This window comes from Neobacillus sp. DHD-1R, assembly GCF_057747995.1.
The window spans coordinates 2,720,767-2,734,456 of the sequence record NZ_CM173232.1 but is presented as its reverse complement, the minus strand read 5'-3'; the positions used below and the strand labels follow the sequence as shown (position 1 = coordinate 2,734,456).

The following is a 13,690-nucleotide window of genomic DNA, read 5'->3' as shown; positions in this document are numbered from 1 at the left end:
TCTAAGCGTCGAATAGGATGAAATTCAATTTTAGAAAAAAATTTTGTTTTAACTGATAAAATGAATTCTCAATATAGAGCCACTGGGTCCAAGAAATGTCTCGTGTTCTCCCAGAAGCATTTACATTCGTCTGTAACCCGCTGATCTGAAAACAGCTATTGGCCTCCTCCAGTATTTCTGCTAGCATCCAATCGAACTGCTCTTCAGTCAGTTTGCGATCATCTGAGTAAACAAAAGTTTGAAAGTTTTCATTTTTTATAGAGACTTTTAATAAACCGCATTGGAATGGCGTGATGAACGTAGCAAAGAATTTATTTTGTTCTTGATAAAAAGGAACCGGTATCCCCTGGATCCGGACATCTCCAAGATGTCCTGAATATCGAAGCTTATATTCAGTCGCTTCTCTTAAATAAGCCTCATTAAAAGGAATCCAACCTTGCTTAACATCCCATAATTCAAGAATACTATCTCCAGAATTGTGTTGCTCCATAGTATTCCAGCTCCTCCTTCATCCGCTTTACATGTTGAAGTGAGATGGAAGAAGGATTTAGATTTTCAGCCAACCACTGCTCGATCTTTGCCAGCATTTCCGAAATCCGCTCATCTCCACGGACTTTTGTTAACACCTTTTCCGAGATGACCCGATCTAATGCCTCCATGGCATCCATCTGGTCATCCTCCGAAAGCTGATAATTGGCATATAGTTTTTGTAGCATTTCGCCCATCGATCGATATCCAAAGTGTAATTCATAGGTTGATAAAGCTAAATGTAATTCCTTCAATATCTGAAATTCTTTCGAAAGAGCTGCTCTCAAGTCTTGATCGACTCTACTCCAATACGAATCAAAATCCACATCAGATAGTGTCATAACAAAGGCACGATCTAGGACTTTATCAGAGATGGAGTGAGTTGTTTCATCCACATTAATCGTTCCCAAAACATATACATTTGGAGGAATGAATAATTTCTTAGGGATATCAGTAATAGTGTCATCTTGATGCAACGGAATTTCTTTTCGCGATTCTACTGCACTTAAATAATCACTCAAGTAATACTCAACACGGGCCAAATTCATTTCATCTAGTAAAATAAAATGAGGTTTTTCCCGTTCTTTTAAAGCATTCAATAGAACAGCAAGAAACTCTGTTTTTACATACCGTTTTTCAAATGAACTAAAGTAACCGAAAAGCGCCGAAGCATCCGTCCAATCTGGGCGGACCGGAATAATCGTAAAATACGGATTCTCACTCTCATATTCCAGCCCATATACCGCATTTGCATATAAGCGGCAAAGCTGCGTTTTTCCAGTCCCTGAGATACCACTTAACAAGACAAAATGCTTATCATCTAATGCGGTAAGATTCAGATGAAAGTCACGAATAATATCTTTTGAGAAGGTAAATTGACTGTTAGTAACCATATTAAAAATTTCATTAAATTTGAAATTAGGTTCCAGACTATCTGAAGTTTCTGAACCCTCAACATCTACTGATTGTGATTCTTCATCTTCAGATGGTAACTCTAACTTTTGCTTGGCATGTGCAAATAATATTGCTGCGTCTATAAAATTTTTCTTTACTTGTTCTGCACCCTCTACAAATGTCTTGGTATCATTATTGAAATCTCCAACACAATATGATGTTCCATTCACTGGTATACCATGCTCTTGTAACAGTCGCATAGCGTCAGTCATAACGGTCATGTTGTCCTGAGTGTGAGAAGCTAACACTTTCGTTATCCACCATGTTTTTGATCCTTCACCTATTATTTCTCTTGCACTGGTGAAAATATGGTTATGTCCTTCAAGGCTAACAATAATCGTTTGAAATGGTGAATTCTTATCATGGTATTCAAGGTAAGATATAAAACCTTTTGTTAGCATTTGGTCATCATCATAAATATTAAAGGCTTGGCGTTTTCCACTAGATTTATAATCTTCTAAAGCAGAAATATCAACGGAATAATCATGACCCAATAATAACGTTGGTCCATATGATTTCACATTGCTACGTAAATACTCAATTAGAGATTCCTGTTTAGAGCTTGAGTTCATTTGAACGATATTAAATTCTAATTCTTGACGAGTGAAATTTGAAATCGTGATAACGACCTTATCTTTGGCCTGATTTATCAAGGATAGTTCATCTCAGAAACCTTTTGCCTGAAATCGTTCTGGTGAGATAATCAAAAAGAAATACTTTCCAGCAGCGAAATCTTTAAGTCTTCTACTTGATTCCTCGGGAGAAAGGTCACCATTTATAAAACTTGCATGTGTAATATGATGTTTTCTATTTAAGGTTCGTGCCTCCGATTCCAATGGCCAATCGCAACCTGCTCAAGCATTCTGGGATGGTAAGGGATATGGCTATAATCAAGTTTCACAGATAAAAGTTGAAATAGAATAATATTATCTACTAAAGGTTACGAGTTGCTTGAGATAGGGAAAGATACATACAAATATAATAAGGGGGTGACGGAGTGGGAAATAATAACAATGAATCAGTTGAAGCAAATAAAAAGATGGATGATGTGTTCAATCAAGCTGGGTCCAGAAGCTTGTCTGGGGATACTGAAGCAGAAACAGCCAATCACCAAATCCAAAAACATTTTTATGGAAATGAAAATGAAAGCAATTCGCTTCCTTTTCATATTGATGTAAACAATCCGCCAATTAAGAAATAAAATTTATTGAGCCCCTTTGCAAAAGAAGGGCTCCATCTCTCACATATTGATATAATGATAAGGTAGTATTATATCTACTTATTTGCTTTTTCGTCTAATTCTTTCAACGCACCAGTCAATTGGTCGTTTAATGCCCCTAATGCTTCTTGATCAAGTGTAGCCGCTTCTGAACCAGCGATAGTTGGGGCAAGATATGTTTCAATTTTTCCATAGAGGTCTCTATGATCTTTTTTCACATCGTCTTCAAATGATGCCCATTGATCTTCTAATGTTGGGTCAATTTCTTTTACCTTTATTTGGTTGCCACTATCTTTTGCAGTTCTTTTTGTTTTCTTCATAAGGTAGGATTCTAGTAGAAGGTTCTATTTCGAGTACATTCGACGATTTCAGGTATACAGTCACTGAATAACTTTTTATCAATAGGCATATTATGGTTCATTCCATAATATGTTCTCAATTTGTTTCAAGTATAATTTTAACTCGGTTGTTATTGATATCGAATTCTTCCATCAGTGATCTAATATTTCTCAAGATTGACTGTGCACTTAAATTAACCTCCATATATAATTCAGCCTCTTCTAGGTAATAAGCTACACGTAAATCCTTATCACATGTTGCAAAGTAGTCTCTTTTTTTACCTTTTAGTTTGGTGTTTTTAAGCAGTGTCACATTTGTTGAACAAAGAAATTTGCAAAAGCTAATATAAACCAACTTCCAGCTAGCTACTTCATACTCTTCATCATCGATAACCAATCTTTTTGGTTTTTTACCAGTCACATTTGAAGACCAGTCCATTATTTTTTCTGACCCAAGAAAATCTCTAAAATTTTCAGTTTTACTACTTGTTTCTACGTAAGTCTCTTCTGCACTTGCTAATACATTCTTTAGTTCAGAAATGTTTTTCACCTCGTCTAAATTGTAATTAACGACTCGGTTAATCTTTAACCCATTTCCAACATCCACTAAAAATTCTTTAAAATCTTTGTTAATTTCAAACAAATTGTTCACTGTATCTCCGTCAATTTCGCCTCGTCTATTTGCTTTACAAAGTATATAACAAGATTTAGGTTCTTCGATATTTAGCTTTATTATTCCAATGCCAAAGGAGTTTGATAGTCTATTCATTTTTTGCATTAGTTTATCGTTATTCGTATCAATTTCTGCAGCCACTAAGTAGCCTTCATTCGCCCAACTTGAGTTAGAAACGGCTTGAAAAAAAACTTCTCTGAGATTAGACATAGTTATTTCTTTTTTCAATTCAAATGAGTATAGTAAAACCTTTGGCATATTGTACTGTTCTGCCAATGAAACCACTTTTTCATGCCAATTCTCCGTTGTTAAGCTATAACCAACCATATCAGGATGGATCCATTCATTTTCTCCTTTGGTAGTATTAATAGATCTTTCCTGATAAATAGTTTTTGCAGCAATTTTTAAAGTATGATGTAGATAGTAATTGAAAAAAGGGTGTAGTTCCCTTTCATGAAAATCATTTAAATTTATTTTATTCATCTTATCTCCCCATTACATAAAGCCTCTTAGTTCTAATAATGTCCTATTATCATTAATATTAGAATTGGTTTTAAAATTTAAGTGGTTCCCTTTATATTTTAGCATTTTATTAAAATAGATTTAAGTTCTTTTAAATTCTCTTTTTCAATAACAGATGGAAAGTATTTTTAACATGGAACCTCAAAATAAATGTCCATTCTTGTAGGCTCTTACAGAATTTTTTTTTAAAATTGTAGCTTTATATATAATTAAATAAAAAAAAGAGTTAAAGCAATTAATAAAATGCTTAACTCTTTAAAATAATTGCTTGCAGTTATTTCCAAACATGTACCGCTATTTCTGCAAAGTAATTTTGTCTTTTTTCTATTTCCTTATAGTTCCATTCGTCTATATTAAGTAATAATGTTGTTATTTTAAATTCTGAATCCCTGTAGTTAACTTTCTTTTCTTTAAACGATTTATTTGAAGCTTCTCTATTGAATGTCCCACATAACAAAGTCAAATTACCAATTCTGTCAACATATTCATGGTAATCACCATTGAGACTTTCAAGATAAGCTGTCCATTCTGAATTAGGGTTTTTGGGTAGTATGTGTTCCACATGTACCATTTCAGAATTACTTGATATGGTTTCGCCTGTTCCTAAGTGATAATTTATTTTTTCTAAAATATATCGCTGAACCTTTTGATTTTTTATCACTTTATCTGCAAATTTTTGCTTAAAAAAATCATCTTCAGGTGAATACTTTTTAATATTTTCAATTACTTCATTAAAAGTGTTTCCCTCTATGGTTCTTAATTTTTTACATATTTCAGCGAATGCATTCTCAAGATCACTAGGGCTATGGTCGGTAATTGTTATATACTTAAATATAAAATTCTCACATGATATTACCAGTTTTCTAAAATCCGGTTCGTTTAATTTATTAAAACCAGTTAAAAAAACGGGATAAGCAGCTTTATAATTTAGTGTGTTAAGGTTACTAAGGGATGCATAGGTTTTTTTATCTGTCCATATCTCTGGGGATGGGTAAAGTAAATTCATATACAAAACGGCATTTTCGTATAAGTCTTGAACAAAACTATATACATTACTTGTAAGAAGAAACTTTTTAATTTTTTCATATAATTTTTTCTCAGTTACTTTTTCGTACTTTGCCACCCAATAATGTCGTAAAAAATGAGTGATATTAACTTGATTCAAAACTGTGGTCATATTTTTCCAAATACTTTGAATGGATGAAAGATCGTTCTCATCAGCTTTTGAAAAAATATAGTTTTTTAACAAATCTGAAATTGATAAATCCATACCTCTTTCATTTAAAGTTTCAAATATAATAAATGCGTCACTATCAGAGTTGACATTAATACTAATTAATACAAAATTATCTGTGACAGTAGATACTAATTCGATAAGAAATCCTTCATTTTCATTATAATCTGTACCACAGATCGATTCTAATTGTGTATGAAAAAATTGATAAGCATCCCATAAAGCTTTATTTGCGGGAGATAAGTTTTTTTTAGGTATGTTATTATAATCTGATTCATATTTTCTTCTTTCTTCACCGTAAGGAACTTGAATAAAGTTTTTAAAGAATTCTCTACTATCTTCTCCTAGTGTTAATTTATATGTATCCCTACCCGCTAAATCTTGCTCAGCAATAAATTTTTGGTGAATTCTTTCAGCAGTGCGGTGTTTTCCCAGGTTTATTAATAAATCACGAACTACACAAAGGAAAATAGTAATCGTAGTTAGTCTTTGTTGACCATCAATTACTTGAATGTTGTTCTTATCTTCTTTGTTTAGAACAATAGGTCCTAGGAAGTATTCTTCCTGCCTTTCGTTCCTAACCATCCTTAAGTCATCCATAAATGGAATTAATTGATCCTTGCTCCATGAATAACCTCTTTGAAAAAATGGGATTTCATAAATATATGAAAGCACTTCTTTAACAGTTTTATCGCTTGCTTCAAACTTACTCAAGCTATGTACCCCCTATAAAATATCCTTGTTTTTTTATTTATCAATAACTTATACTGTTATTATAACTATTTTACCACATCCCGAAATTATGATAATATTCATAATAGGATAAAATCGGGCAAAAATGAGATGACCCCGAAAAGCTAGAGTTTTATATTAAGCAGCTACTTGGCTGGTATGGATGGGTATTAAACCGGACTTATGCCTGCCATTTTTCGCTTTATACGCTTTTTATTAAAATAATGGATTTATTCTTCAATTCTCTTTTTTAATTCCTCAAACGGGTACATTGCATCTCCGTAATACATTTCTTGTTTCAGTAATCAAAAAAGTTCTCCATAGGTGAATTATTTAAACAGATTCCTTTTCGCGACATACTCTGGAACACCGTGTATTCCTTAATTGTTTTTACCCATTTATGATGTTGATAATGCCAGCCTTGATCATATATAGTGGTGCTGTACCTTGAATCTTTTACTATTTCAAGAGCTTCGTCCAGAGGTTTGAGCGCTAATTCTAAGGTTGGGCGAATACTTTTTCCATACGAATGGACTTCACCGTTGAACATGTCCGTAACGGGACTCAAATACATTTTTACACCGCATGAACACTTTAATTCTGTAATATCTGTTGTTAATTTTTAATGACATTTATTTGTGTGAAAATGACTATTAATGCCGTTATTGTAGTCCCTTTGCAAGAACTGTACTCTCGTGATTTCTTCTAACTTATCTCCTTTTATTCCGAGTTTGTTCATAATGCGTTGCACCTTCTTATGATTCACTTTAGAACACGGTTCTTAATTCCAGCTTGATGCGACTATAACCATAATTGCCGTTATGTTCGTCAAAAATAAATTGAATAAACTTTACTGTTCCTCATTTGGATTTTCCTTCTTAATCGCTTTTATATGGTAGTGATAGGAGAATACCGGAATACCGACTTGCGTTAAACATCTTTTAATTTGAAGGATTCTTTGAGTTCGAATGATACGCTGCTTGTGCTTGCCGAGATAGTCCTCCGGGTCCACCTGAAAAGCTGGCAACTTTTTTAAATATTCTACCTCCAAACGGAGAAGCTCATTTTCTCTTTCCAATTTTTGTTCTTACGTCATTTCCTTTTGTTCTACTGTTTTTTTATTTTTTCTGGTCTTAGCTTTATTAGACATGGGTGGTCTTCCTACCCCTCTATCCAGGGCTTCAGCATCTCCCTTCAAAAAAGCTTCCTTCCATCAAGCTATCATAGGGCTGTTTCGGTCTCTGAAGATCCTGCTGTGACCGTCAAGTAGAATGACACAATTTCTGCTAATTAATTTGAAACACTTTGGTCACCAAATATTGTTTTTCGATGTTTCATTCGCCAACTATCTTCATTTAAATGAATAATCTCTACTCGATGCAAGATCCGGTCCAATATGGCAGTTGTGATTGCTTGGTCCCCCAATAGCTCACCCCATTCTTTTGGTCCTTTATTTGAAGTCAAAATAATAGATGTTTGGTTATAAAGGTTATTTATTAGATGAAAGAACATATTAGCTTCTTGCTTATCCATAGCCATAAACATCAGATCATCTATAATAACTAAATCTGCTTCTCTAATTCGTTTCATTCTTGTTTTCGATTTTCTCGTTATCTCTTCTGTCTTTAATGTATGAATTAAATCTCCCATGGTTGTGAAAATCACTTTATAGCCTTGATTTAAAGCTTCTATTCCTAAGGTTTTACCCACACCTAGCGGTTTTCAAATCGTAGTCTTCAACTGTGCTATGAAAGGGAAATGTCGCCCATTTAAATCGCTTCTCTAGTTGTTTTTCATCTCTTCGACTCTGCTCATATGTTGCTATTTCAAGGAGAAACTGAGTAAAGGACAAATCCTTTTTCTCAGCCTCTCTGATTAGGTGTGGTAAATGATTTGCAGTTTCAGACAAGTTAGGGTAGGATCGCCTAGGAACTTGCCCCATTCGTTTGGCCCTTTATTGGAAGTAAGGATAAAAGCTCCTTTATCATACATTTCATGAATAAATTGGAAAAACAGGTGGGCATCCTGTGGCTCGTAAGCCATGTACATCACATCATCGATAATAATAATTCCCGAAGATAATATTCGCTTGTAACGGTTTTCGATTTACTAATGTACTCCTTGGACTTAAGGGTATAAATAAGTCTCTCCATGGAGACAAAAGAGACCTGGTATCCATGCTCAATCGCATGAATACCTATGGCTGTTGACAAATGGATCTTTCCGACGCCCGTTGGGCCCATCATATTTAGTGTGAAACACTCATCCACCCAAGACATTTCTTTTAATACATTGAGTTGCTTTTCTCCAATTGCAGATTTCTCTGACAAACGTAAGCCTTCAAAAGTAAGAAACTCCGGGAATTCTGCCCACTTCATCAGCTTTTCGCTGTTCTTTCTTTCTCTACAGCTCATTTCATAACTCCAGCCTTTTGCCTCAGCTTCCCAAAGGAACTTAGGAAGTTCTTTTGCCGTCTCAGCCAACCGTAGGGTTCTACATTTTTCCTGCAATTCCACGTAGGGATGACTCATTTTCTACCACCCCCCGTAAGCACCGTGATGTAGATATCCTCTTTGCGTTCCGGTGCCACCAAGTCTTTATACTTCTCATTTAAATGACCAACCTTACTCCTGTTTTTATGACTCTGAATCTCTAGTGAGATGGCAATGTCCCTTAGATCATTGGCACTGGTCAACTTTAAACGTTTCAATTCAAGTACTGCCTGATCGACATAAGATGGGTACTTGAGTATGACGGATTGTACTACTTTCAACTGGTCCACCAAGTGGCGTGGGTATAGGTTTCGATTAACCACTTTCCAGCGTACTGATCGGTAATTATCCCTTCAATCTGCTGAACCAAGAGTTCCCTCTTCGTTTGATTTCGCTCTCTATGAGAGGGGTCAGATATGATGACTCCTCGTTCTTTAGATAGAGGATGTTTTGCTAAAACATTGCCGTTCTGTTGAAGACGTATGTATAAGTATTTATCATCCGTCTGAATGTAGGCGATGTTAGGGGCACCTATTCGATAGGTCCCGAGAGGGACGCTATATCGATTTCCTCCATGCCGAATCACAATGTCCTTCTGTATGTTTCTTGTTATACTAGAAACATAGACATTTTCAAAAATGTAAGTACCATGGACCTTCTGTAGGTGTTGCTTTTCCAGGGCGTGCACCTCAGTGGGTTTTTCTTTGTATTATGATGAACCTTGTAGTTTTCTGTTCGATTTAACCATTTTAGACAGGATTCCTGCCAATCTGCCAAGTTATCAAATATTCGATTTTTGGCGAAATTGTTCTTTACATATTTAACCACTTGCTCAAATTTCCCTTTTGATTCAGGGTCCGATTTCCGGCATAGATAAACCTTAAACTTCCGGGTCTGTTGATACCTAGTAAACTCCGTTGTCATAATCAAATCTCCAGCATTTTCACTTACTGCTAATAAGCGATCCTGGTCATAGACCATCTCCAGTGGCATTCCTTCGAAATAACTGAAGGCGATCTCGTGCATATGTATGACGTCAGCTGCACGGAAGGGGCGATCCAGCCATTCAACATATTTAAATCTTGAGTGTGCAAGGACAAATCCTATGAAATAAAGTCGTTTCCTTTCCCCATCAGTTGATGGAACTCTTAGATGCCCAAAGTCCACCTGAACCTGTTGGCCCATTGGTATTTCTAGAACTGTCACATATTCTCGCTGAGCAGTTTGTTTTGGAATATAATACGCATCTCTTATATCATTCACATAATTCCTAACGGTATTTTCTGTAACCTCCTTAAAATCCAGTTTCTCTTCCAGCCAATCGAAAATTTGTGCTCAGGAGATGTCAGGGTGTTTCTTAACCCACTCTACTATCTCATGGTGATAAGGATCTAATTTCTTCCCCCTACTTTAAAGAGATAATGCAAACTGATGGAACTCCTCAGGACTCATCTTCAAATAATTGATCACCCTATTCCTGGATATGTTAAGTTTCCTCGCGATTGCACTATTGGAGAATCCATCCTTGAGAAGCCTATGAATCTCGCAATATACCATAAATCTTTCCACTCCTCATTCCTCACTTTCAATAGACTATCTCTAGTTTATTGAAAATAAAGGTACTCGGTAAACTGTTCATTCTTAATTGTGGAAAACCGCTTACTTTTATTTGTGAGAAACTGTTTATTCTAGTTTACCGTTTACAACCCGTTGTTAGCCCATCTTTAGTGCTGATTACTCCTGCACTTGCATTAATAATATTGACTATTTCAAGAATGGGAATAAATATTTGGTATTCTATGCGGATAGATATTTAACCAACAAAACTCTCAACAAATAAAATTATTAAAAGTTAGTCCCTCAACGTTTTTCATAGTTGAGGGATGATTAATTATATAGTTCTATAAATATCATAGCGTTTTATTGCAATAAATGTTTTTTAAAGACATATTGGTGCTGTTAAAAAAACAAAAAAGCTTAAAGCCCTTGATAATAGTAGGTTTTAGACTTCTTAAAAGTATTACCTGTGAGGGGTTTGAACCCCCGACCTCAACCCTGTCAATTCAGAATTGCGTGTTTCCAAAGATTTCTCAAAGTATCCCCAAACATTCTTGTACTAAGGGTTTGGGGACTTTTGTTATATTGTTTAATTCCTTTTGTATTCGGGAGTTTTCTTGAGTGTGTGACCAGCTTGGTGACCAGAATTATTTATAAAACTTGTTTAATTCTCATAAATTAACTCTAATAATACTCTTTGAGCATCATTAACATACCACTCTATAGATTTATTTTGATGTCGACATAAAACTATATATTCTTCAATAATATCCAACATTTCTTTACTACAGAATAGTAAATATAATTTCTGATTCTCATTCATAGAATCTTTGTATTTATCATAGAATTTTTTATAATTATTAGAATGTCTAATACTGAAATGTTTATTTAAATCTCTATTGCTACTACATAAAAGTGTATGTGCTTCTTTGAAATTCTCCATTGCTGGTTCTAAAGAAATATCATTAGAAAAAATAGATTTTTCTAATTGGTATCTAGCGTAATGTGTGTCAATTTGATAAGTATCATAGTTGCTTCTTTGATGCTCAGCATAACTATAGGAATTTTTGAAATATACACCAGCAGCAACGTAATCACGTTGTTCAAGTTTTTGAATTGCGTATTGAAGCCAAAAGAAGTGATTTCTTTTAGCAAATGATGTATTTTTAATAGACTCATAATATTCTACTGAGTAACTATTAATAATGTCTCTATCTCTACCGTTAAATAAAATTTTAAAATTTGAAAACGATACTAACTCTCTACAAAAGTAATCATATCTTCCATTAATATTTAACTTATTTGCTTTTCCAAATAATAATTGCAACATTTTTAACAATTCATCACTTTGGACATGTGATTTCAAAATCTCTTTTGAAGCAATACTAGATTTAATTTTTATTTGATTATTATCTATATCAACAAATTCTTTAAAATTAACCTCATTTGCTTCACTGTCAGTTAAATTTAGTCTATCTAATAATATTAAAATATCTCTTAACTGAATATCGGATCTAATTACATTTACAATTAGTAAGGAGGTAACAATCTCTCTATTTGAAGAGAATTTCATGTTATCAAAAATACTACCCAACCGTTGAAACATACCGTTAGATCTTAATATTTCAAACATTACATTACTAAATCCTCTTCGTGAATTCCGTTGAAGCATTTGTTTTTTGCGACTCGAATTGTAATAGGATTTATCTCCCCATAATCCATGATCATCTATAATTCTATATAATTGGCCTATTTCATTTTGAGAAATAATTTCAAGTGAAACCGTTTGTGATCTTTCAACATAAAATCCAGTTTTTATAAACAAATCTTCTTTTGTATTAAAATGTATAGCACTTCTTCCAGTAACTATGACAGTAACTTTAGATTTATTTAGCCCTAAAAATAATTTCAATTCAGTTTTAATTGTATAGTAATCTTCAATAATTATTACAATATTTTTATCTTCTAATTCATTTATTTTTTTTATATCTGCAGCCAAATAACTTTTATTACTATTAAACATGAAAACGGATATGCCCATGCTAACAAGTTTATATTTTAAGCTTTCAATAAAAACCGTCTTACCATTTCCAAAAGATGAATGAACCATTATTAAATCAATCTCAGGATTATTTACACCGTCTATCACTCTTTGTTGGTTTTCTCTTATCACTGTATACTTTGATTCAATGCTACAAAAATCTTGTAAAATTGGTTCTTTAAAATCTCCTTTAAAAAAGAGATTCATAATATCTGAATCTTTAATATGAACCAAATTAGTAGTACTCTTAATTTCTTTAAATGATAATAAATTTCTTAAGTTCACATCTTTTGGAACATATTCTTTACAAATTTTTTCAATTAAACTTGCAAACTCATTTGTATCAAGGTCTGTTACATTCCCAAAATTCTCTAAGTCTTCTTTTATAATTTCATCTTCTATTTTCCCATTAATGAAAAACGTCTTTTTCCTGAACTCTTTATTCGCCGAAATCATTCTTGAAATATCTAAATCATAATTTAACGAAAAACCTACAAAAAATACCGCTTTGGCATTAGTTAGATCTAAGGAAAATAAATTACTCCATTTAGAGTCTTTTAGAGTATCACTAGCATAACTAGCATTAGTTAATTTTGTATAATTCTTCAAACTGTCAGGGGTCATTTGATTTATGTATCCATTTAGATGAACAATTAAATCATTACTAAAGGCATAATTATCTGCATTATCCATAGGAGTAACTGAATTTTTGCTTATCCTTGCGTTTTTAGTAATTTTTTCAAAAATATTATCGTAATTGGCTGTATAAATTCTTTTCCATTTCTGTATGGAAATAACCTCTTGAGAAGGAGTATATTCTTTAACCGCAAATTCTTCTTTTAAAAACTTTATTAATGCTTCTTCACCCAATTTTCTTATGAAACGATTAGATATGACTGGAAGATCATATTGACTGGCGTTTTTAAGTCCCAAATTTTTACCAAGTCTTTCTTTTAAACCATTAGCAGTAACGTAGCCTTCAGCATTCTGGTTAAATGCGCCTAGAGAAAAACCAGCTCCTGTAAAGAGAATTGCGTCGCCATCAAATATATAATTAATTGCTTCATTTAAATTCATAATTTCCTCCTTTGAAATCTCAACAAAAAAATTCGTGTATAGCAAATTATTCTTAAAAAGAACCTCAAATTAAATAATTCTTTAAAAAATTACTTCACTTTAAATCTTATATTTCTGCCAATAAGATAACGTTGTAAAAGGATACAATTGTAGATATTTCTTTTTGACGAATTACTTTGATTAAAAATCGCTTCACCAGATTTCATATTGAAAGTTAATAATAAAATAGCTTTCAATAATATCTACATCATGAACTTGAAAGTTTCAAGTTATATATATCTAAATTTATCCTTAAACCTAAAGCCAATTATATCAATGGGATA

Annotated in this window: 13 protein-coding genes and 1 pseudogene; 1 reads left to right on the top strand and 13 read right to left on the bottom strand. The window is 33.3% G+C overall.

Going from position 1 to position 13,690, the window contains the following annotated elements; all coding sequences use genetic code 11:
• Window position 1: 1 nt before the first annotated feature.
• The gene (locus AC3ANL_RS13210; protein ID WP_488324904.1) at window positions 2–490 is read right to left on the bottom strand and encodes a hypothetical protein; all 489 of its coding nucleotides are present in this window, start codon (window positions 488–490) and stop codon (window positions 2–4) included.
• Window positions 465–2,135: an McrB family protein gene (locus AC3ANL_RS13205; RefSeq protein WP_488324903.1), complete on the bottom strand. Its 1,671-nt coding sequence runs from the start codon at window positions 2,133–2,135 to the stop codon at window positions 465–467. The genes AC3ANL_RS13210 and AC3ANL_RS13205 overlap by 26 nt, the downstream gene beginning before the upstream one ends.
• A 344-nt stretch (window positions 2,136–2,479) precedes the next feature.
• Between AC3ANL_RS13205 and AC3ANL_RS13200 the strand changes: the two genes are divergently transcribed.
• Window positions 2,480–2,683 (top strand): hypothetical protein, encoded by a 204-nt coding sequence (locus tag AC3ANL_RS13200; protein ID WP_488324902.1) that lies wholly within the window; start codon window positions 2,480–2,482, stop codon window positions 2,681–2,683.
• Between the two features lie 74 nt (window positions 2,684–2,757).
• On the opposite strand, the gene AC3ANL_RS13195 is transcribed toward AC3ANL_RS13200, so the two are convergent.
• The 11 genes and pseudogenes from AC3ANL_RS13195 to AC3ANL_RS13145 form a co-directional block, all read right to left on the bottom strand.
• Window positions 2,758–3,021 (bottom strand): hypothetical protein, encoded by a 264-nt coding sequence (locus AC3ANL_RS13195; RefSeq protein ID WP_488324901.1) that lies wholly within the window; start codon window positions 3,019–3,021, stop codon window positions 2,758–2,760.
• 115 nt (window positions 3,022–3,136) lie between these two features.
• Complete coding sequence (locus AC3ANL_RS13190; protein WP_488324900.1) at window positions 3,137–4,195, bottom strand: hypothetical protein; 1,059 nt, start codon at window positions 4,193–4,195, stop codon at window positions 3,137–3,139.
• 313 nt (window positions 4,196–4,508) lie between these two features.
• A complete protein-coding gene (locus tag AC3ANL_RS13185) occupies window positions 4,509–6,182 on the bottom strand; it encodes a DUF262 domain-containing protein (RefSeq protein WP_488324899.1) in 1,674 nt (557 codons plus the stop codon).
• 316 nt (window positions 6,183–6,498) lie between these two features.
• Complete coding sequence (locus AC3ANL_RS13180) at window positions 6,499–6,768, bottom strand: hypothetical protein (protein ID WP_488324898.1); 270 nt, start codon at window positions 6,766–6,768, stop codon at window positions 6,499–6,501.
• Between the two features lie 722 nt (window positions 6,769–7,490).
• A pseudogene (locus AC3ANL_RS13175) lies at window positions 7,491–8,142 on the bottom strand (ATP-binding protein).
• Window positions 8,076–8,243 (bottom strand): ATP-binding protein, encoded by a 168-nt coding sequence (locus tag AC3ANL_RS13170; protein WP_488324897.1) that lies wholly within the window; start codon window positions 8,241–8,243, stop codon window positions 8,076–8,078. Before AC3ANL_RS13170 ends, AC3ANL_RS13175 begins: the two are co-directional and overlap by 67 nt.
• A gap of 5 nt (window positions 8,244–8,248) precedes the next feature.
• Entirely contained in the window at window positions 8,249–8,731 is a 483-nt protein-coding gene (locus tag AC3ANL_RS13165; RefSeq protein ID WP_488324896.1) for an ATP-binding protein, read from the bottom strand.
• On the bottom strand, window positions 8,728–8,910 hold the full coding sequence (locus AC3ANL_RS13160; RefSeq protein ID WP_488324895.1) for a hypothetical protein: 183 nt from the start codon (window positions 8,908–8,910) through the stop codon (window positions 8,728–8,730). The genes AC3ANL_RS13165 and AC3ANL_RS13160 overlap by 4 nt, the downstream gene beginning before the upstream one ends.
• Before the next feature lie 59 nt (window positions 8,911–8,969).
• A complete protein-coding gene (locus AC3ANL_RS13155) occupies window positions 8,970–9,278 on the bottom strand; it encodes a hypothetical protein (RefSeq protein WP_488324894.1) in 309 nt (102 codons plus the stop codon).
• A 23-nt stretch (window positions 9,279–9,301) separates the two neighbouring features.
• Window positions 9,302–9,955, bottom strand: a complete 654-nt coding sequence (locus tag AC3ANL_RS13150) for a DDE-type integrase/transposase/recombinase (RefSeq protein WP_488324893.1) — start codon at window positions 9,953–9,955, stop codon at window positions 9,302–9,304.
• Window positions 9,956–10,913: 958 nt separating this feature from the next.
• Window positions 10,914–13,367, bottom strand: coding sequence for an SIR2 family protein (locus tag AC3ANL_RS13145; protein ID WP_488324892.1), 2,454 nt, complete (start codon window positions 13,365–13,367; stop codon window positions 10,914–10,916).
• Between the last annotated feature and the right edge of the window lie 323 nt (window positions 13,368–13,690).

What these genes read in the sequence shown, in the direction of transcription:
- AC3ANL_RS13210 (WP_488324904.1), bottom strand. Translation starts at nt 490, where the DNA reads ATGGAGCAACACAATTCTGGAGATAGTATTCTTGAATTATGGGATGTT.
- AC3ANL_RS13195 (WP_488324901.1), bottom strand. Translation starts at nt 3,021, where the DNA reads ATGAAGAAAACAAAAAGAACTGCAAAAGATAGTGGCAACCAAATAAAG.
- AC3ANL_RS13190 (WP_488324900.1), bottom strand. Translation starts at nt 4,195, where the DNA reads ATGAATAAAATAAATTTAAATGATTTTCATGAAAGGGAACTACACCCT.
- AC3ANL_RS13170 (WP_488324897.1), bottom strand. Translation starts at nt 8,243, where the DNA reads ATGGCTTACGAGCCACAGGATGCCCACCTGTTTTTCCAATTTATTCAT.
- AC3ANL_RS13165 (WP_488324896.1), bottom strand. Translation starts at nt 8,731, where the DNA reads ATGAGTCATCCCTACGTGGAATTGCAGGAAAAATGTAGAACCCTACGG.
- AC3ANL_RS13145 (WP_488324892.1), bottom strand. Translation starts at nt 13,367, where the DNA reads ATGAATTTAAATGAAGCAATTAATTATATATTTGATGGCGACGCAATT.